We start from the raw sequence: 19,026 nt of genomic DNA on the forward strand, positions 1-19,026 counted from the left end.
TGATTAGTGATGAAAAATGCAATAGTATTCGGAGCGGGACTAAGCGGGCACGGGGCTAAGGAATTACTTGAAAAAAAGGGATATAATGTTTTTCTTATAGATGATAAAACCGGTATAAAAAGCGAAGAAGGAATTAAGATAATTGACGAGCAGAAGATAGAATTTATTGTAAAAAGTCCGGGAATACCATGGGACGCGGAGCTTCTGGAAAAGGCAGACAGCTTAAGGATAAGCGTGATATCAGAGATAGATCTGGCATACAGGTATATGGATAAAAAAACTAAAATAATTTCGATTACAGGAACAAACGGAAAAACAACTACTGCTACAAAAATATACGAGCTTTTGAAGGAAGCCGGATTTGATGCTGAACTTGCGGGGAATGCAGGATTTTCTTTTGCAAAACTGGTTAGTGACGGAAAAGAGCCTGATTATGTTGTTCTGGAATTAAGCAGCTACCAGCTCGAAAATGATCCCGAAGTACATTCGCACATAGCAGGAATAATAAATTTGACGCCGGATCATTTGACAAGGTATAATTCACTTGACGATTATTATAAAACAAAATTTAATATATTCGATCATCAGAATGAAAATGACTATGCATTGATAAATCTTGACGATAAAGAAATACTGAGAATTATCTCGGAAAATAAAGACATAGATGATAAAATAAAAGCAAAAAGGATTTTTCTGAGCGGAGAAAAAAAAGCAGATGTATTCCAAAAGGACGGGATGATTAATGTGACAGATCATAATTCACAGCTGATTCCTCTTATGAAAACCTCGGAATTGTCCTTAAAGGGAAAACATAACCTTGAGAATATACTGTTTATTATTTCTGTGGGAATGATTCTTAATGTAGATATAGAAGTAATGAAGTCATTCCTGTCTTCTACAAAACCTCTGGAGCACAGACTGGAAAATTTCTTTGAAAAAGGGAAAACGGTTTTTATTAATGATTCCAAAGGAACGAATTCTGAGTCGACAATTAAGGCAATAGAAGCATTCGGAAAATCAACGGTACTAATTTGCGGAGGATATGATAAACAGGCCTCTAATAAGGAGTTAATCGATAAGATAGCAGAAAAAGTGGAGTTTGTATATTTAATCGGGCAAACTTCGGATATTCTTGAAAAAGAACTGAAAGATCAAAAGTATACACAGTATAAAAATCTTAAGACATTGGAAAATGTTTTGAATGATATAAAAGATAATTTAGATTTTTCGAAAGAACAGGTAGTTTTGTTCTCTCCGGCGACTTCCAGTTTTGACCAGTTTAAAAATTTTGAGGACAGAGGAAGAATTTTTAAAGAGCTTACAAATCAAATTATAGGAGATAGATAATTGAAAGAGAAAAGAACCTTGTCAATTACGTTTATAATATCAATAATGATTTTAATAGTAATTGGAATTGCTATGATGTTTAGCGTCAGTTTTACATCAGGACTGCACGAGTACAGGAATTATTACTACTTTATAATAAGACAGCTGATATGGATAACTGCAGGGGGATTCTTCATGATTGTGGCTTCCAGAATAAATTATAAGAGATATAAAAAAATAAGAGGACTGTTTTTTATTGGCGGTTTTGCACTTCTTGTTCTGGTCTTAATTATAGGTAAAGAAGTAAACGGTGCCAAAAGATGGCTTGTTTTAGGACCTATAGTGATACAGCCTTCGGAAGTGGCGAAAATTGCTTTTATTATTTATTTATCCGGAGCACTGGAATATTATAAGGATAAAAAATACAAAAGTCTTGAAATACTTATAGCTGCGGTCGTACCGTTGTTTATATTTATAGTTTTAATTTTTATGGAAAAATCGTTTAGTTCGGCGGTAATATTATTTGTAATAGGATTTTCCATGATTTTTGTTTCAAAAGTAAAAATAGAACAGCTTATTGTATTCTTTTTCGGTTTTATGGCATTAGGAGCTTTTGGTATAATGCATTCTGAGTACAGAAGAAGAAGAATATTCAACTATCTTACAGGCTTTAATAAAGACGGAAATGATGTGGGATATCAGGCAAGACAGTCACTTATAGCCATAGGGAGCGGAAGAGTAATAGGAAGACACTATGGAAACGGACTTCAAAAGTATTTTTATCTTCCTGAGAGACATACAGATTATATTTTTTCCACTTATGCGGAAGAATTCGGCTTTATAGGATGTTTTGTTTTAATAGGAATATATTTCTTTATTTTATTAATAATGATAATGACAATAAATAAGACGAAGGATTATTTCGGCAAGTATCTGGTATTTGGTATAATGGTACTTTTTATAACGCAGGCTTTGGCAAATATGTTTGTAGTTACCGGAGTTATTCCGTCAACAGGGATTACTCTGCCGCTGATAAGCTATGGAGGAAGCTCCACTATAGTAATTATGGCAGCTTTGGGTATAGTAATTAATGTAATTAATAATATAGACGAGGTAAATGAAGATGAATAAAAAGGAAAAAGTGGTTTTGACAACGGGGGGAACAGGAGGACATATATATCCCGCCCTTGCGATAGCCAAAAAGCTAAAAGACAAAAATATAGACGTATTATTTATTGGTACGTCACATAGAATGGAAAAAACAATAGTTCCGAATGAAGGCTATAGATTTATCGGATTGGATATAGTACCGTTAAAATCTGTATCGGCAGTATTCAAAATATTAAAGGGGACTCTGAGGTCTATCAGAATTCTTCGAAGAGAAAAAGCAACCAAAGTAATAGGATTCGGTAATTATATATCAATTCCCGTGATTCTGGCTGCAAAATTTTTGAGGATCCCGTACTATCTTCAGGAACAGAACAGTATTATGGGGCTGGCCAATAAAAAATTCTATAAGGGGTCCAAAAAAGTTTTTCTTGCTTTTAGAAATACTTTAAATTCTATTCCCGGAAAATACAGGGAAAAATTTATAGTAACAGGGAATCCTTTGAGAGAAGAATTTTATCATAAGGAAAAAGCAAAGGAAAGAGAAAAGCTGGGGATTACTGAGGAAGAGAAAGTATTGTTTATAATAGGCGGAAGTTTGGGAGCCAAAAATATAAATGAAGCAGTATTAAAAAAATGGGATAAAATACAGGAGATGAAAAATCTGAGATTATTCTGGGGTACAGGAAAAGATTTGTTTGAGGAAGTAATTTCCAAAATAACTGATTATGGAAGTGCCGTAGTTCTTCCTTATTTTGATAATGCAGCGGACATTATGAGTGCGGCAGATATGGTTCTGTGCCGTGCAGGGGCATCTACTGTTTCTGAACTGATACAGCTGGAGAAGCCTTCGATAGTGATACCTTACGACTTTGTCGGGCAGAAAGAAAATGCAGAGGAAATAGAATTTGTAAACGGAACTAAAATTTTTGAAAATAAAAATGTAAGTGATGCGATAGATGAGGCGTTATTGGAAATAAAACAGCCTGATATACTGGATTTTATGAGTGAAAATCTAAAAACCCTGAAAAAAGGAAATGCTGTATGTTCTATTGTTAAACACATAGACTTGGAGGAGAAATGAGCGAAGGAGTAAAAACAATCTTTTTTAGCGGAATCAACGGAATAGGAATGAGTGGTCTCGCTAAAATAATGGTAACTAAAGGATATAATGTATATGGTTCGGATATAGCAGAAAAACCAGTTTCAAAGCAGTTAAGAGATATGGGAGTAGGGATGTTCATAGGACAGGAGGCTAAAAACCTCGAAGGGAAAAATATAGATCTCTTTATATATTCCAGTGCGATTAAGGAAAATAATCCTGAATATAAATATGCAGTAAATAATAACATAAAAAAAATAAAAAGAGGAGAATTGCTGGCACTGTTAATGAATGATTCAAAAGGAATTGCAGTAGCAGGAACACACGGAAAGACGACTACAAGCTCTATGCTCGGGATAACAATGCTTGAAAAGGATCCCTGCATAGTAGTGGGAGGGATAATACCCGAAATAGGAAGTAACAGTAAGGTAGGAAATTCCGAATATTTTATAGCTGAAGCAGATGAAAGTGATAATTCGTTTTTATATCTGACTCCGTCATACTCAATAGTGACAAATGTGGAGGCAGATCATCTGGAAAATCACGGCTCTTATGAAAATATAAAAAAATCTTTTGAGGAATTCATTGACAAGACCAGTGATATTGTAGTTTTAAATAAAGACTGTCATGAAATAAAAAAATTAAATTTGAAAAATAAAAATATTATATGGTATAGTATAAACGATGAGAGTGCAGATATTTATGCAGCAAATATAGAATATAAAAACAGGGAATCGCATTATGAAGTAGTGAAAAACGGGGAAAGTCTGGGAAAATTCAGACTTAGCATTCCCGGAGAACACAATATTTCTAATTCACTGGGAGTAATATATCTTGCACATGAATTTTTATGTGATATGGATAAAGTAAAAGAATATCTGTATAATTTTAGGGGAGCAAACAGAAGATACCAGATACTTTATGATAAATCTATAAAGATAATAGATGATTATGCTCATCACCCCACAGAAATAACTGCTACCATTAATGCTGCAAAAAAAATAGAAACTGGTAAAATTACAGTTGTTTTTCAGCCGCACAGATACAGCAGAACAAATTTTTTTCTAAATGAATTTGCCGAAAGTCTGAAACTTGCCGATGAAGTATATCTTCTTCCTATTTACAGTGCTGAAGAGGAAAATATATATAATATAAGTTCCGAGAAGCTTGCTGAGCTTATAGGCGGTAACACAAGAGTTTACAGTGAAGAAGAAATATCAGATCGTGTATTGAATGACAACAGCAGTGAAAATGTTTATTTGTTTATGGGAGCAGGAAGTATCTCCAGAATTGCAAATACTATAAAAAATAAACTGCCACTCTGATCATACAGAGAGAAGAGCTTTGACATCAGCATTTATCAGTAAAAATATAAGCCAGACAAAACACTAAATAGAGGGATAGAAATTATGAAAATATTAGCGAATGTAGAAATGAAAAATTATTCAAATATGAAAATAGGCGGAAAAGCGAAAGAATTAATTTTTATAGAAAAAGAAGAAGAATTAAAAGAAGTTTTGAAAACTAGAGATAAGGTTTTTTTAATAGGGAACGGGACAAATACACTGATAAGCGATAAGGATCTGGATATAAGCTTTATATCGCTAAAAGAATTTAATTACATGAAGGTAATTGAAAAAAATGAAAATTATGATATAGTATGTATAGGTTCTGGGGCAAATCTTGATGATTTGATTGACTTTATGGAAGCAAATGATTATGCAGGACTTGAAAATATAACAGGCATTCCAGGCTCGGTAGGCGGACTTGTGAATATGAACGGCGGAGCTTACGGTACAGAAATTTTTGACTGCATAGATAAAATAAAAATATGTGATCTTGACGGAAATATAAAAGTATTTGAAAAAAGCGAGCTGAATTATAATTACAGAACAACTGACATAAAAGAAAATAAATGGATCGTAGTAGAAGTGTACTTTAAATTTTCAAAAGGCTTTGATAAGGAATGCTCACAGGATAAAAAAGATAAAAGAGAAGAAAGACACCCGCTGGAACTGCCGAATCTCGGAAGTACATTCAAAAATCCTGATCAGAACTTTGCCGCACAGTTAATCTCGGACGCGGGTTTGAAAGAATACAGAGTAGGAAATGCAATGGTTTCACCAAAACATCCTAATTTTATAGTAAATCTGGGTGAAGCAGGCTTTGAAGATGTAATGGGTGTAATAGAGCATGTTAAGGAAATTATAAAAGAAAAAAATAATATTGATTTACAAACAGAGATAATAATAGTAAAATAAAATTGTTGACATTCTCGCTAATTTGTTATATAAAAAAACAAGTTTGAAAAATATAAAAAATTAGTGTATAATTCTTTTAACAATAATGAGGTTGATTAGATGCTCAAATTTTTGAAATTTTTAGTATTTCTGTTAATGCTTACGATATTAATAAAAGGTTTATTCATATTTGCAAGTAAAGATTTTTTTAAAGTAGTAAATGTAAAGGTAGAGGGAGATAACGAACTTATAAAATTTGATATTACTGAGAAAATTTTACAGATAAAAGACAATACAAATTTAGTCTACATTAATACTAAAAAAATGGAAAAATATCTTAGTGAAGATGTTAGAGTAAAAAGTGTAAAAATAAAAAAAGTTTATCCAAGCGAACTGATAGTTAGAATAGAAGGAAATAAACCTTATTCTTATTTGAGGCAGAAAAATAATTTTTATGTAATAAACAGCGACGGAGAGATATTTGCAAATATAAATGAAATTACAGATAAAAATTTACCTGTTATAAATGCTGAAAATAAAGAAGATTTAGAAACAATTTTACAAGTACTGTCAAAAATAAAAAATGAAGGTTTTTTCAGTAATATTTCAGAGGTAAGAAAAGTAAAAAGCGATTATGAAATTTTATTAAATGACGGAACCTTAATTAAGACTACCATTGTAGTTGATACTGCAAAGTATGATAACTGCTTTAAATTGTATAAGAGCTTAATTAATGAAAATAAGAAAGTAGAATACATAGATTTGAGGTTTAAGGATATTAATTTAAAAGAAAAAGATTTATTGCAAACAAATTTGGAGGGAAAAAATGGAAGAGATCCTAAATAGAGCCACAATTAAAGTAATTGGTGTTGGCGGAGCTGGCGGAAATGCTATAAATGATATGATAGAAACTGGAATCCACGGTGTGGAATTTATAGCTGCAAACACAGATTCTCAGGACTTAGAAGACTCAAAAGCGGGAATGAAGATACATCTTGGTGACAGAGCTACAAAAGGTCTGGGAGCAGGTGCCGATCCTGAAAGAGGAAGAGAAGCGGCATTAGAATCTAAAGAAAAAATCAGGCAGGTTTTGGAAGAAACAGACATGCTGTTCATAACAGCCGGAATGGGCGGAGGAACTGGTACAGGTGCTGCTCCTATTATTGCCGAAGTGGCAAGAGAGCTGGAAATTCTGACAGTAGCTATAGTAACAAAGCCTTTTGCTTTTGAAGGACCTCAAAGAAAGAAAAATGCAGATATGGGTATTGAAAATCTGAGAAAATATGTGGATACAATGATTGCCATTCCTAATGACAAATTATTTGAGCTGCCTAATTTAAATATAACACTTATGAACGCTTTTAAAGAGGCTAATAATGTATTAAAAGCCGGTGTAAGAGGTATATCGGAACTGATAACAAAACAGGGATTTGTAAACCTGGATTTTGCTGATATCAGAGCAACAATGAAAGACTCAGGAGTAGCTATGCTTGGTTTCGGGGAATCAGAAGGCGAAGACAGAGCAAGAGCAGCTACAGAACAGGCATTAAACAGTCCGTTACTGGAAAAATCTATCGAAGGTGCGAGAAAGATACTATTAAATATCACAGGCGGATATGATTTAGGATTAAATGAAGTACAGCAGATTTCGAGCCTGATAAGAGAAACAGCCGGAGAAGCAAATGCAAATCTTATTTTTGGTACTGTACTGGATGACAGTGTAAGAGGATTAAAAATTTCAATAGTAGCTACAGATTTTATAGACAAAAACTACGATAATCTCGGAGAAATTTTTAATAATATCAAAAAAGAAGAGGAAGAAGAAGTAAAGAATACAGCTGCAGCAGCAGCCAAAAAAGAGGAAGCAGACGGAAAATTATTTAATAATGATTCGGGATTCATACTTCCGCAGTTTTTAAAGAAAAAAGAAGATTAATTTTTTATATAAAGGGTCTGTTGTAATGGCAGATCTTTTTTCAGTATAAAAAAATACGGTTAAATATAAACTTAGAGGTATTATTAAGAAAGAAAATCTAAAAATATAAATGAATAAATTCAACATAAAAAAATTTAAAATAAATTTATTCCTTGAAAAAAAGCATAAATTTTGATAGAATAAGATACCCTGCTTTGTTAAACATAACAAGGCTAAAAAACCACAGGGAAGGAGAGAAACTATGAGAAATTACGAGATCATGTTCATCGTGTCAACTCAGTTAACAGAAGAAGAGAAGCAAACAGGAATTAAGTTTGTGGAAGATACATTAAAAGCTTCAGGAGCAGATTCTGTTAAAACAGAGATTTGGGGAGACAGAAAATTAGCGTATCCTATCAATAAAAAAGATAACGGATATTATGTTCTGACTACATTCCAAATGGACGGGACTAGACTGACTGAAGTAGAAGGTAAGTTGAATATCAACGAAAGCCTTATGAAGTATATGATAGTCAAAAATGACTAGTGTTTTTGTAAAGTATTAATTCAATTTATGAATAAATATTAGTGTCAGAACACTTGTACCAAAGCTGTTTATTCTAAATATAAACATATTACGGTACTAATGGGAGTTAAAAGGTTAATTGGGTAAAAATTTATTCTAAGGGGGAATTCGTATGAATTTAGTAACTTTAATAGGAAGATTGACAAGAGATCCTGAATTGAAATATTCTCAGTCAGGAAAAGCTTTTTGTAAATTTTCTATAGCTGTAACAAGAGAATTTAACAGAGACGAAGCAGATTTTATAAACTGTGTTGCCTGGGATAAAAGGGCAGAAACTATAGCTGAATATCTGAGAAAAGGTAGAAGAATCGCTCTGCAGGGAAGATTAAGCGTAAGAAGCTATGAGCAGAATGGTGAAACTAAATGGATGACAGAGGTTATAGTAGATAAATTTGATTTTATTGACACAGCAGCAGCATCTGGCGGTTCGTCATATGAAGATAAAAAATCATCAAATGAGCCTGGCTTCAGCAATGAAGTAGTCAGTGAAGATACAATCGATGATGATGATTTTCCATTTTAATTAGGAGGTGAAAGTAAAATGGCAGAATTCAAAAGAAGAAAAAGAAGACCAAAAGTAAAATTCAAGGTAGAAGATATTAATTATAAAAATGTAGAATTATTAAAAAATTTCATGAATGATAAAGGGAAGATTTCTCCTGCAAGAGTGACAGGATTAGATGCTAAAATTCAAAGAAAAATAGCAGCAGCTATAAAGAGATCAAGACAAATAGCATTATTGCCTTATACAAAAATAGAGAGATAAGATGACACCTGTCATCTTATTTTAAATTTAGGAGGTATAAAAAATGAAAAAATTTTTTATTATGTTGTTAATGCTATTATTTGTGTTTAGTTGTGGCAAAGAAAAACAACCTGAAAAAGTAGAAGCAAAAGAGACAGTACAGGAAAATCTGTTTAAAAACATAGATGTAGATAAGCTTTCTAGAAGACTCGAGAAGAAAATAGAGGTTAACGGAATGAAGGTAGACAGCTTTGAAGACTTGAATTCTGACGGTAAAGTTTTTTATTATTCCACAATTAATGGAAATAAAAATGAAATAATAACAATTAATTATGAAAATCTTACTCCAACAGCAATAGTAGGGAAAGTAACAGGTAAAGATGAAAGCAATATGGAGACATTCAGAAAACTATCTCTGTCTGTAATTATGGCTTCAGATACGAAGCTGACAGATGAAGATGCCCAGATAATATATGAAGAGCTTCTGAATAAACTGGAAAATGCAACTTCATCAACAGTTGTTACAAAAAATAATTTGACATACGGAATAGAAGTGATATTTGGAACAGAAGATGAATTGATAATTTATGCAAAATAAACCATAAAAAAACAACAGGACTAATCAGCCGTGTTGTTTTTTTATTCACTGTAAAAACAGAGAAATTTTCAAACTGTAATTTTTATTTTAAAAATTTTTATGAATCGGAGCTGCTTTTGGTGATTATTTTACCCGGGACTCCTACAGCAACAGAGTCTTTCGGAATATCTTTCAGTATGACTGAATTCGCCCCGATTTTGGAATTATCACCAATAGTTATGTTACCCAGAACTTTTGCACCTGCACCGATTATAACATTATTTCCTATAGTCGGATGTCTTTTTCCTTTGTCAAGTGAAACACCTCCCAGAGTAACCCCGTGATAAATAGTAACATTCTCACCAATAATGGAAGTTTCACCGATAACAATACCCATACCGTGATCCATAAACAGATGTTTTTCTATCTGGGCACCAGGATGTATTTCTATCCCTGTAAAGAATCTGGAAATTTGTGAAATTAATCTTGCTAAAAAAATAATTTTTTTCTTGTATAAGAAATGTGAAATTTTATGATGAATTACGGCATGTATTGATGGGTAAAGCAAAAAGACCTGTAATTTATTATTTGCCGCCGGATCTTTATCCAATATGTTCTGCAATTCGCCGTTTAACCATTTAAAAATCGAAAATCACCCCCTATTTGTAAATATTCAGCGACAGGTACTTTTCTCCTGTATCGGATGCTATGGTAAGTACTTTTTTTCCTTTTTCCATATTCTTGGCAATTTCATATGCTGCAGCTACATTGGCACCTGTAGAAACACCTAGAAATAAACCGCATTTTCTTGCTATCAGTTTAACGAATTCAAAGGCCTTATTATCTGAAACAGGTATTATTCTGTCAATTACTTTCATATCGAGTGTATCGGGAATAAAACCCGCACCTAAACCTTGAATTTGATGTTTTCCCGGTTTTTCTCCGGAAATAACCGCTGATGTTAGAGGCTCTACAGCTACAACCTGTATGTCAAGCGAATGCTCTTTTAATCTTCGTCCTACACCACTTAAAGTCCCTCCTGAACCTACACCTGCTATGAAGACATCTACATCTGGAAGATCTCTTAATATTTCTTCGCCCGTAGTTTCATAGTGTGCTTCGACATTTGCCGGATTGCTGAATTGTTCAGGCATAAAATAATTCTTGTTTTTACTCGCTAGAGATTCCGCCTTTTCTATGGCACCCTTCATACCGCGTGCACCGTCAGTAAGAATCAGTTCTGCATTGAGGGCTTTTAGAATATTACGCCGCTCTATGCTCATAGTGTCAGGCATGACAATAATAGTTTTATATCCTTTCAAAGAACCGATAAAAGCAAGAGAAATTCCCATGTTTCCGCTGGTAGGCTCAATAATGGTACTTCCAGGCTTTAGTTTACCTTCTTTCTCAGCCTTTTCTATAATCCCCAGTGCAGCTCTGTCCTTTACACTTCCTCCGGGATTAAAGTTTTCTAATTTGAGATATACATCTGCATGAGAATCTGTATCAAAAATGTTATTGATTTTTACAATCGGAGTATTTCCGATAATGTCCAAAAGATTTTCATATAACATATGACACACCTCCTTTTTTTATATTATACAGTAAAGCGCTACCGTATGCCGTTAGTTTAGCATTAAATAAAATCTCTGTCAATATAATGGTTGTATAAATTTTGTATATGCATGTTTATGTAGGTTTTTCCTATATAAAAGATTTTATCAAAGCCCGTAAACATTTAATTATCTTGAAAAACAAGAAATATTATGTTAGAATAATAAAATAATACTCGTATTTGGAGGAATTTTTTTGGACAGAATAGCGGAATTTTTATTAATGGTCGGAGTAGGTGCACTAATTGGATGGTTTACTAATTATCTGGCAATAAGACTTTTGTTTAGACCATATAATGAAATTAATTTAGTAATTTTTAAGCTACAAGGTTTAATTCCAAAGAGAAGACATGAAATAGCAGTTAATATAGCCGAAGTTATAGAAACAGAATTGATTTCTATAAGGGAAATCGGCGATAAATTAGATACAAGCTCATTTGAATATGATGATCTGGATGATTTTTTAGACAGACTGGTAAAGGAAAAAATAAAAGCCGAATTATTGGAAAAAAATCCTTTCCTGAAAATGTTTATGAATGATGGAATATTAAACAAAATGAGAGATTATATAAAAAAATTAATTTTAGATAATAAAGAGGAATTATTCCAGTTACTTTTGAAATCAATAGAAAAAAATGTAGATCTGAAAGGTCACATAATAGAAAAAATGGATAATTTTTCCCTTAGGGAAATAGAGGATATTATTATCAAAATTTCAAAGAAAGAGCTGAAGCATATAGAAATACTCGGAGGAATACTTGGGGGCATTATAGCAGTATTTCAGTATTTAATAATAACTATAATTCGGTAAGGAGATATAAATGGAAGATATTGACAGAATTCTCACTGATAAGGAATTATCAGAAGATAATGTTCAAAAATCTCTTAGACCAAGAACCTTTAATGAATATATTGGACAGAAACTGCTGAAAGAAAAAATGAGCATTTTTATCAGAGCTGCTCAGAGCAGAAATGAAGCTATGGATCATATTTTATTATATGGTCCTCCCGGATTGGGAAAAACCACTTTGGCAGGTGTTATTGCCAATGAAATGGGAGTAAACCTGAAGATTACCACGGGGCCGGTTTTGGAAAAAGCCGGTGATCTTGCTGCAATACTCACTTCTCTTGAAGAAAATGATATATTATTCATAGATGAAATTCACAGACTGAATACTTCGGTGGAAGAAATTCTTTATCCCGCAATGGAAGACGGGGAGCTGGATATACTAATAGGAAAAGGACCGTCAGCGCGAAGTATCAGAATAGAACTCCCAAAATTTACTCTTATAGGTGCTACTACAAAAGCAGGACAGCTTAGTACTCCTTTGAGAGACAGATTTGGAGTAACACATAAGATGGAATATTATAATATCGAAGAATTAAAGGAAATTCTGGTCCGGGGAATAGCTATCCTCGGAATTAAGGCAGAAGAAAACGGGATTGAAGAGATAGCAATGAGAAGCAGAGGAACACCAAGAATAGCCAACAGACTTCTGAAAAGAGCAAGAGATTATGCTGAAATCAAGGGCACAGGCGTTCTGAATCAAAAGAGTGTAAAAGGTGTTCTGGATTTACTCGGAATAGATGAAAAAGGACTTGATGAACTGGACAGAAGTATTTTGAAGTCGATAATAGTAAATTATGACGGGGGTCCTGTAGGAATAGAAACACTATCTCTTCTTCTTGGCGAAGATAAGAGAACTATTGAGGAGGTTTATGAGCCGTATTTGGTAAAAATAGGGTTTATTAAGCGAACACAGAGGGGCAGGGTAGTAACAAACCGCGGCTATGTTCATTTAGGTTTGGAAGAGAGAACTGATCAGACTAAATTATTCTAAGATTTTTGCTGTAAAATATTTATGAATAAGTTATTGAAGTAGAGCATAAATATTTTAAGGAAAAATGTTTGAGTTCAAATTTTTAAAAATCTTAAACAATATAGAATAATTTATTCTCATTTTATATTGGAAAATAAAGAAAAATCAAAGAAATGACTGTTATAATATCATAGAAAAATCGAATAAATCGTATTCGGAAAACATTTATTACATTATCATTTCTGCAATATAAAATTAGTAACCTGATTTTACAATAAAACTAACCTGAATAAAGCAGATACTTCGGCCTCAATAATATTGAAGTTTCAAATTTCGAAACAATAACGGCCGCGAACTAAAATTTTATACTGATATAATATTTTGCAAAGTCAGAATTCGACAGAAAGCTGATGTGAACTGCACAAGTGATATTGTGATCTGTGAATGTAAAGTTTATATAAAAAGGAGAAATTTTGCTTACAATAATTATTCGCAATGAAGATTTTATATCAGAAAGCAATGTGGAGATAACAGAGAAGAATGACATAAACCATGTAAAGAATGTTTACAGATATAAAACAGGAGATACAATCAGACTTATAGACGGAAAATTTGAGTATAAAGCAGTAATAGCAGAAATAGGAAACAAAAGAATACTTCTTCGTGTAACCGAGAAGCATGAAGATAGTTACTCGCTCAGGGTAGAACTGGATATAGCTCTGGGAATTTTGAAAAATGATAAAATGAATATGGCTCTTCAAAAGCTCACAGAAATAGGAATAAATAAGATAATTCCTTTGAAGACTGACAGAGTCGTAGTAAAGCTTTCGGATTCCAAGGAAAAATGGAATACAGTAACAGAAGAAGCATTAAAACAATGCCGTGGTGTGAAAATACCCGAAATAGAAAGGATTTTGACACTGAAGGATATAGAGTTTTCTGCCTATGACAAGGTTTTGTTTGCATATGAGAACAGTTCCGAAAATAAACCGGTTTTTACAATTCTTTCTGGTGAAGAAAAAAGAATACTTTATCTGATAGGTCCGGAAGGCGGTTTTACAGAAGAGGAAACTAAGTATATCAGGGAACAGGGAGCTTTGGAAATAAGTCTCGGAAAAAGAATATACAGGGCGGAAACAGCGGCTATAGTCATGGGAGGTATATTAGCAGATGTCTATAAGTAAAAAAGTCGCATTTTATACATTAGGCTGTAAAGTAAACCAGTATGAAACAGAAATCATAAAGAAAGATTTTCTGGAAAATGGTTATAATGAAGTAGAATTCGAGGACAGGGCGGATGTTTATGTTATAAATACCTGTACAGTTACCAGTATAGCGGATAAAAAAAATAAGAAGATGCTCAGAAGAGCAAAAAAAATAAATCCTGACTCGGTGGTAATTGCAACAGGCTGCTATGCACAGACAAACGTAGAAGATTTGAAGGAAATAAAAGAAGTCGACTATATAATCGGAAATGTAAAAAAGGAAGAAGTGTACAAGATCTTCAGCAAAAAGTTATCTAATTATCAGGTAGATAATATTTTTGATCAGAAAGAGTACTCTTCCCAAAAATATGCTGTTTCAAGAGATAAAGCACGGGCATTTGTAAAGATACAGGACGGATGTACCAAGTTCTGTTCTTACTGTAAAATTCCTTATGCAAGGGGAATGAGCAGATCAAGACAGCCGGAAAGTGTCCTTGAAGAGATAAAATTTCTCGGGGAAGCAGGGTATAAGGAAATAGTGGTAACAGGTATAAATCTGAGCGAATATGGTTCAGATTTTGGTGAAAATATTAATTTTGACTATATTCTGGAAAAAATTCTGAAAATAGAAGAAATAGACAGAGTAAGAGTAAGCTCGGTGTATCCTGATACATTAAGCGAAAAATTTATTTCACTTTTAAAGGAAAATAAAAAATTAATGCCTCATCTGCATGTCTCTATACAGAGTCTGGATGATAAAATATTAAAATTAATGAAACGAAATTACAGGGCGGAATTCGTAGTGGAGCTTCTGAAAAAAGTACAGGAAGAAGTACCGGATTCTGCAATAACTGCAGATATAATCACGGGTTTTCCCCAGGAAGAAGAAGAGAATTTTTGGAATACATTTGAAAATATGAAAAAAATAAACTTTTCCGACTTCCATATTTTTCCGTATTCAGACAGGGAAAAAACAGCGGCAGCAGCATTTACGGGAAAAATAGAACCAGAAGTAAAAAAAGAACGGGTAAAAATTCTGGAAAAATTAAAAAAGAGCAAAATAAAAGAATTCAGGGAAAAATTTTTGGATACAGTCCAGAAAGTTTATATCGAAGAAATAAAAGCGGGAAAAGCTTACGGTTATACAGAAAATTATTTAAGAGTAGAGGTAAATTCAGTAAGTCATAAAGTTGCTGATATTGTAGAAGTGAAAATAATGTCATCAGCTGGTGATTTATTAAAAGGAGAAGTTATATGAAAAAGATAATATTAATTTTAGTAAGTTTATTTATGATTTTTGGATGTATAGAGTATGAAAGCAAGGATGTAGCGGATAAAAACAGAATTTTTAAGAGTGATAATAATTTTTACGTTTATTATAACGGGAAGTTTATAGAAATTCCAAAGGGTACATATATAGCAAATGATAAAAAAATAGAAAACTATTACATAAAAAAAATAGTTAATAAATCAGAATTACTAAATGATCTGAATAAGTATTTTCCTGACAAAATAGAATACGTAACAAAAGGGGAAAAGCCGAAGGAATCAATAAAGCTTCCGGTAATTACTTCAGACGGGAAAACCTATATTGACAGTGTAAAGCTGGAAAAGCTTCTTGTAGAGCTTCCTACACGTGTAGCACAGAATGATAAGGAAAATATTGTTGCCGAAGAGAAGCCTGTTTCACTTGAAGGGAAAAAAATAGAAATACTTAATGCAAACGGAATCGACGGCTTTGCCTCAAGTCTCGGAGATGCATTAATGGCGAAATTCAAGATAGTGTATAATGCAGAGAATTATACTCAGGAAGAAAATTATTCATATATTATAAATAATAAACTTGATGATAATGCTGCAAATGAACTTTTAAGCTCTTTGAGCATAAAGTACATAAAAAAAATGAAACCGGGACAGATAAAGCCTGATGCTGATCTGGTAATAATAACCGGGAAAGATACAGAAACAGGATTTAAGACAGAAATAATGTCAGCAGCGGAAAATTCGGCAATTACAGAAAAATTAAAGGCATATACGCCTGTTTTTACCAAAGCAGACAAGTATAAAGATATAGATCTGAAAAAATTAACAGGAATACAGATAAATTATAATCCTGAAGATTATTATACGGCGTATAAGCTGGGAAAACTGCTGAACACTACCAATCTGGTAGAAGATGCTTCACTGAAAGACAGTATTATAATTTTAACAAAAGACTAGGAGAATAGAATGGAAAATTCAGTAAAAAAAGCTATTGAAATAATAGAGAGCAAAAAGGGAGATAACATAAAAGTGTACGATGTACAGGGAAAAAGTCCCTTTATGGATTATGTAGTAGTATGTGACGGAAGTTCAAGCGTAAAAATGGAAGCTATAGCAACTGAACTAAAAAAAGAAATATCTACATATAAATCTATGGAAGGAGCCGGTGAGAGTCAGTGGATATTAATTGACTTCGGGGATTTCATAGTAAATATTTTTAACGGGGAAAAAAGAGAGTATTATAATATTGACGAACTTTATCAAAGTAGTTAAGAGGGAATTATGAGAAAGATTTTTTATGCGATTGTATATTTTTTGATTTTTATTGAACCGTTAACTGGCGGGCATATAAAGACATTTATTTCACTGCCTTTTGCAATGGCATTTTTGGTGTTTTTGGAGCAGACAAAAAAGGAAGAACAAGGTATTCATTATGTACTTATAGTTTTGATTCTGACTCTGGGAGGCGGAATGTTTTTCTGGAAGTCGGCAATATTTTTGATATTATATTATCTGATTGATATTTTGGGAAGAAAGCTGCCTTTGGAATATTTACTGAAAGATTTTGTTATGGTGTTCATAGTTAATCTTGTATTTTTGATATTAATTAATCTTAAAAATGTGGCATTCATGGATTTTATATCATTAAGTTGTATTGCCGTAATTGGTATTCAAACAGTATATTCTTTAATTTACTTATTAATTTTAAAAAAATCGGAAGGATTAATGATAGATAAATATGAGAAGACAAATGGATATAGATGACGAAGGGAGAAGTATAGCTTTTCTTGTGATAGTCGGATTTATTTCGATGGTTTTGATAGGTCGTCTGGTATATTTACAGATAATACAAAACGATCTTTTTAAACAAAAAGCACAAAGAAATAGTCTGAAATCCAAGGTAATGAAAGCAAGCCGGGGATTAATACTGGACAGAGACGGTAAGGTACTTACAAGAAATAATGTAGGTTATCAGGTTGTATACATACTGGGGAAAAAGCGGGAAGCAAATCCTGATGATGTTCTTCTGATTTCGGAACTGACTGGGATGAGTGTTACCGACCTTAAGAAACGTATAAAAAATCAACCCAGAGCAGGGTATGAAAATGAAGTAATAGCAGTGGAAGATCTGGATAAAGATATTGCCCTTAGAATGGCCGAAAAGATAACGGACAGCGAAAGAATAGAGGTAAGGGAATATAATAAAAGATTTTATCCGGAAGATATGCTTGCTTCACATATAATAGGTTATATGAAGCCTATTGATGATAAAGAGTGGGAAGTCCTGAAAAGTGACGAATCATACAACAGAAATGATTATATAGGAAAAAGAGGTGTGGAGAAACAATACGATAAAGTATTAAAAGGAATAGACGGGGAAGAAATAGTAGAGGTAGATGCCCACAGAAACGTAAAATCAATACGTGACAGAAATGACAGTGTGGCAGGAAAAAATATCTATCTTTCGATAGATTTAGATTTACAAAGATATATGACAGAACAGTTTAAAAATGACAAGGGTGCCTTTATTGCCATGGAAGCTAAAACAGGAAAAATAATAGTGGCAGTAAGCAATCCGGAATATAGTCTGAACTTTATGTCATCAAGATTTTCATCAGAAGAGTGGGATAAATTAATTAATGATCCTAATAAGCCTCTGAATAATAAATTTTCAGGTTCTGCGTATCCGCCGGGATCTACTTTTAAAGTGGTCACAGGGATGGCAATACTTGAAGCAGGAATAAGTCCGCAGCAGACAATGTATTCGACAGGTTCCTTTCAGATAGGAAGAACGATTTTCAGAGATTCACACAGAGGCGGACATGGAACAACAAATTTTTATAAAGCAATAAGAGAGTCAGTAAATACATATTTTTACACATTTTCGAGAGAAGTGGGAATAGAAAAGGTTGCAAAAACAGCAACGGACTTCGGTTTGGGCGAAAGAGCCGGGATAGATATTCCCGGTGAAGAAAAAGGAGTAGTCCCTACACCGGAATGGAAAATGAAAAGATTTAACCAAAAATGGCTTCCGGGTGATCTGGTGAATATGTCCATAGGTCAGGGATATGTTCTAACCACGCCGCTGCAGGTACTGATGGTATATCAGGGAATAGCCAATAAAGGAGTAATGTATAAACCAACTGTTGTAGATAAATTTGTATCTTTTGATGGAAAAGTAGAAAACAAGGAACCTGAGGTGCTTAGAAAGCTTCCTTTTAAGCCTGAGAATATTGAAATTATGAGAGAAGCTCTGAAAGAACCTGTGAATAAACCAGGCGGAACTGCAAGAATACTTTATTTTCCAAATATTCCTGTTTCAGCTAAAACAGGAACGGCACAAAATACCGGATTTAAAGATCACCATTCATGGCTGGCGGGATATTTCCCTTCAGATAATCCTGAAATCGTATTTATATCACTTGTAGAAGGTGGAGGATACGGAGGAGTGGCATCCGGAGATTTGGTCAGAAAATTTATAATAAAGTATAATGAAAAATACAATATAGCACAATAAAAGTAAAGAG

The 19,026-nt window shown here is 33.2% G+C and carries 21 protein-coding genes; 19 read left to right on the top strand and 2 right to left on the bottom strand.

Annotation, left to right across the window (positions count from 1 at the left end; genetic code table 11):
- Positions 1 to 9: 9 nt before the first annotated feature.
- The 11 genes from murD (at position 10) to STERM_RS00855 (ending at position 9,619) form a co-directional block, all read left to right on the top strand.
- Positions 10 to 1,347 carry a UDP-N-acetylmuramoyl-L-alanine--D-glutamate ligase gene (gene murD / locus STERM_RS00805; RefSeq protein WP_012859642.1) on the top strand — a complete coding sequence of 446 codons (1,338 nt, stop codon included), beginning with the start codon at positions 10 to 12 and terminating at the stop codon, positions 1,345 to 1,347.
- A complete protein-coding gene (gene ftsW / locus STERM_RS00810; RefSeq protein ID WP_012859643.1) occupies positions 1,348 to 2,457 on the top strand; it encodes a putative lipid II flippase FtsW in 1,110 nt (369 codons plus the stop codon).
- A complete protein-coding gene (gene murG, locus STERM_RS00815) occupies positions 2,450 to 3,517 on the top strand; it encodes an undecaprenyldiphospho-muramoylpentapeptide beta-N-acetylglucosaminyltransferase (protein WP_012859644.1) in 1,068 nt (355 codons plus the stop codon). Before ftsW ends, murG begins: the two co-directional genes overlap by 8 nt.
- Entirely contained in the window at positions 3,514 to 4,860 is a 1,347-nt protein-coding gene (gene murC, locus STERM_RS00820) for a UDP-N-acetylmuramate--L-alanine ligase (protein ID WP_012859645.1), read from the top strand. The genes murG and murC overlap by 4 nt, the downstream gene beginning before the upstream one ends.
- 84 nt (positions 4,861 to 4,944) lie before the next feature.
- Positions 4,945 to 5,796 carry a UDP-N-acetylmuramate dehydrogenase gene (gene murB, locus STERM_RS00825; RefSeq protein ID WP_012859646.1) on the top strand — a complete coding sequence of 284 codons (852 nt, stop codon included), beginning with the start codon at positions 4,945 to 4,947 and terminating at the stop codon, positions 5,794 to 5,796.
- Between the two features lie 135 nt (positions 5,797 to 5,931).
- Positions 5,932 to 6,621: a cell division protein FtsQ/DivIB gene (locus STERM_RS00830; protein ID WP_169305378.1), complete on the top strand. Its 690-nt coding sequence runs from the start codon at positions 5,932 to 5,934 to the stop codon at positions 6,619 to 6,621.
- Positions 6,602 to 7,711: a cell division protein FtsZ gene (ftsZ, locus tag STERM_RS00835; protein ID WP_012859648.1), complete on the top strand. Its 1,110-nt coding sequence runs from the start codon at positions 6,602 to 6,604 to the stop codon at positions 7,709 to 7,711. The genes STERM_RS00830 and ftsZ overlap by 20 nt, the downstream gene beginning before the upstream one ends.
- 241 nt (positions 7,712 to 7,952) lie before the next feature.
- A complete protein-coding gene (rpsF, locus tag STERM_RS00840; RefSeq protein ID WP_012859649.1) occupies positions 7,953 to 8,237 on the top strand; it encodes a 30S ribosomal protein S6 in 285 nt (94 codons plus the stop codon).
- A gap of 151 nt (positions 8,238 to 8,388) precedes the next feature.
- Complete coding sequence (locus STERM_RS00845; RefSeq protein ID WP_012859650.1) at positions 8,389 to 8,799, top strand: single-stranded DNA-binding protein; 411 nt, start codon at positions 8,389 to 8,391, stop codon at positions 8,797 to 8,799.
- 18 nt (positions 8,800 to 8,817) lie between these two features.
- Positions 8,818 to 9,042: a 30S ribosomal protein S18 gene (gene rpsR, locus STERM_RS00850; protein WP_012859651.1), complete on the top strand. Its 225-nt coding sequence runs from the start codon at positions 8,818 to 8,820 to the stop codon at positions 9,040 to 9,042.
- Between the two features lie 43 nt (positions 9,043 to 9,085).
- Positions 9,086 to 9,619 carry a hypothetical protein gene (locus tag STERM_RS00855; RefSeq protein ID WP_012859652.1) on the top strand — a complete coding sequence of 178 codons (534 nt, stop codon included), beginning with the start codon at positions 9,086 to 9,088 and terminating at the stop codon, positions 9,617 to 9,619.
- A gap of 97 nt (positions 9,620 to 9,716) precedes the next feature.
- Here the strand turns inward: STERM_RS00855 and epsC are convergent, their stop codons facing one another.
- Positions 9,717 to 10,244, bottom strand: a complete 528-nt coding sequence (epsC, locus tag STERM_RS00860) for a serine O-acetyltransferase EpsC (RefSeq protein ID WP_012859653.1) — start codon at positions 10,242 to 10,244, stop codon at positions 9,717 to 9,719.
- A gap of 13 nt (positions 10,245 to 10,257) precedes the next feature.
- Positions 10,258 to 11,172, bottom strand: coding sequence for a cysteine synthase A (gene cysK / locus STERM_RS00865; RefSeq protein ID WP_012859654.1), 915 nt, complete (start codon positions 11,170 to 11,172; stop codon positions 10,258 to 10,260).
- 235 nt (positions 11,173 to 11,407) lie between these two features.
- On the opposite strand from cysK, the gene STERM_RS00870 reads away from it, so the two are divergent.
- From STERM_RS00870 to mrdA, 8 genes are all read left to right on the top strand, one after another.
- Positions 11,408 to 12,022, top strand: coding sequence for a DUF445 domain-containing protein (locus tag STERM_RS00870; RefSeq protein WP_012859655.1), 615 nt, complete (start codon positions 11,408 to 11,410; stop codon positions 12,020 to 12,022).
- A 10-nt stretch (positions 12,023 to 12,032) separates the two neighbouring features.
- Positions 12,033 to 13,052, top strand: a complete 1,020-nt coding sequence (gene ruvB / locus STERM_RS00875) for a Holliday junction branch migration DNA helicase RuvB (protein WP_012859656.1) — start codon at positions 12,033 to 12,035, stop codon at positions 13,050 to 13,052.
- 452 nt (positions 13,053 to 13,504) lie between these two features.
- The gene (locus STERM_RS00880; RefSeq protein ID WP_012859657.1) at positions 13,505 to 14,215 is read left to right on the top strand and encodes an RsmE family RNA methyltransferase; all 711 of its coding nucleotides are present in this window, start codon (positions 13,505 to 13,507) and stop codon (positions 14,213 to 14,215) included.
- Entirely contained in the window at positions 14,202 to 15,494 is a 1,293-nt protein-coding gene (gene mtaB, locus STERM_RS00885) for a tRNA (N(6)-L-threonylcarbamoyladenosine(37)-C(2))-methylthiotransferase MtaB (protein ID WP_012859658.1), read from the top strand. Before STERM_RS00880 ends, mtaB begins: the two co-directional genes overlap by 14 nt.
- The gene (locus STERM_RS00890; RefSeq protein ID WP_012859659.1) at positions 15,491 to 16,456 is read left to right on the top strand and encodes a LytR C-terminal domain-containing protein; all 966 of its coding nucleotides are present in this window, start codon (positions 15,491 to 15,493) and stop codon (positions 16,454 to 16,456) included. Before mtaB ends, STERM_RS00890 begins: the two co-directional genes overlap by 4 nt.
- Positions 16,457 to 16,465: 9 nt before the next feature.
- Positions 16,466 to 16,771, top strand: a complete 306-nt coding sequence (gene rsfS / locus STERM_RS00895; protein WP_012859660.1) for a ribosome silencing factor — start codon at positions 16,466 to 16,468, stop codon at positions 16,769 to 16,771.
- A 9-nt stretch (positions 16,772 to 16,780) separates the two neighbouring features.
- Positions 16,781 to 17,263: a hypothetical protein gene (locus tag STERM_RS00900; protein ID WP_012859661.1), complete on the top strand. Its 483-nt coding sequence runs from the start codon at positions 16,781 to 16,783 to the stop codon at positions 17,261 to 17,263.
- On the top strand, positions 17,238 to 19,016 hold the full coding sequence (mrdA, locus tag STERM_RS00905; protein ID WP_041309754.1) for a penicillin-binding protein 2: 1,779 nt from the start codon (positions 17,238 to 17,240) through the stop codon (positions 19,014 to 19,016). Before STERM_RS00900 ends, mrdA begins: the two co-directional genes overlap by 26 nt.
- Positions 19,017 to 19,026 lie beyond the last annotated feature (10 nt).

Source organism: Sebaldella termitidis ATCC 33386 (assembly GCF_000024405.1).
Taxonomy (GTDB): Bacteria; Fusobacteriota; Fusobacteriia; order Fusobacteriales; family Leptotrichiaceae; genus Sebaldella; species Sebaldella termitidis.

What these genes read in the sequence shown, in the direction of transcription:
- murD (WP_012859642.1), top strand. Translation starts at nt 10, where the DNA reads ATGAAAAATGCAATAGTATTCGGAGCGGGACTAAGCGGGCACGGGGCT.
- murG (WP_012859644.1), top strand. Translation starts at nt 2,450, where the DNA reads ATGAATAAAAAGGAAAAAGTGGTTTTGACAACGGGGGGAACAGGAGGA.
- murC (WP_012859645.1), top strand. Translation starts at nt 3,514, where the DNA reads ATGAGCGAAGGAGTAAAAACAATCTTTTTTAGCGGAATCAACGGAATA.
- murB (WP_012859646.1), top strand. Translation starts at nt 4,945, where the DNA reads ATGAAAATATTAGCGAATGTAGAAATGAAAAATTATTCAAATATGAAA.
- STERM_RS00830 (WP_169305378.1), top strand. Translation starts at nt 5,932, where the DNA reads ATGCTTACGATATTAATAAAAGGTTTATTCATATTTGCAAGTAAAGAT.
- ftsZ (WP_012859648.1), top strand. Translation starts at nt 6,602, where the DNA reads ATGGAAGAGATCCTAAATAGAGCCACAATTAAAGTAATTGGTGTTGGC.
- rpsF (WP_012859649.1), top strand. Translation starts at nt 7,953, where the DNA reads ATGAGAAATTACGAGATCATGTTCATCGTGTCAACTCAGTTAACAGAA.
- STERM_RS00845 (WP_012859650.1), top strand. Translation starts at nt 8,389, where the DNA reads ATGAATTTAGTAACTTTAATAGGAAGATTGACAAGAGATCCTGAATTG.
- rpsR (WP_012859651.1), top strand. Translation starts at nt 8,818, where the DNA reads ATGGCAGAATTCAAAAGAAGAAAAAGAAGACCAAAAGTAAAATTCAAG.
- STERM_RS00855 (WP_012859652.1), top strand. Translation starts at nt 9,086, where the DNA reads ATGAAAAAATTTTTTATTATGTTGTTAATGCTATTATTTGTGTTTAGT.
- cysK (WP_012859654.1), bottom strand. Translation starts at nt 11,172, where the DNA reads ATGTTATATGAAAATCTTTTGGACATTATCGGAAATACTCCGATTGTA.
- ruvB (WP_012859656.1), top strand. Translation starts at nt 12,033, where the DNA reads ATGGAAGATATTGACAGAATTCTCACTGATAAGGAATTATCAGAAGAT.
- mtaB (WP_012859658.1), top strand. Translation starts at nt 14,202, where the DNA reads ATGTCTATAAGTAAAAAAGTCGCATTTTATACATTAGGCTGTAAAGTA.
- STERM_RS00890 (WP_012859659.1), top strand. Translation starts at nt 15,491, where the DNA reads ATGAAAAAGATAATATTAATTTTAGTAAGTTTATTTATGATTTTTGGA.
- rsfS (WP_012859660.1), top strand. Translation starts at nt 16,466, where the DNA reads ATGGAAAATTCAGTAAAAAAAGCTATTGAAATAATAGAGAGCAAAAAG.
- STERM_RS00900 (WP_012859661.1), top strand. Translation starts at nt 16,781, where the DNA reads ATGAGAAAGATTTTTTATGCGATTGTATATTTTTTGATTTTTATTGAA.
- mrdA (WP_041309754.1), top strand. Translation starts at nt 17,238, where the DNA reads ATGAGAAGACAAATGGATATAGATGACGAAGGGAGAAGTATAGCTTTT.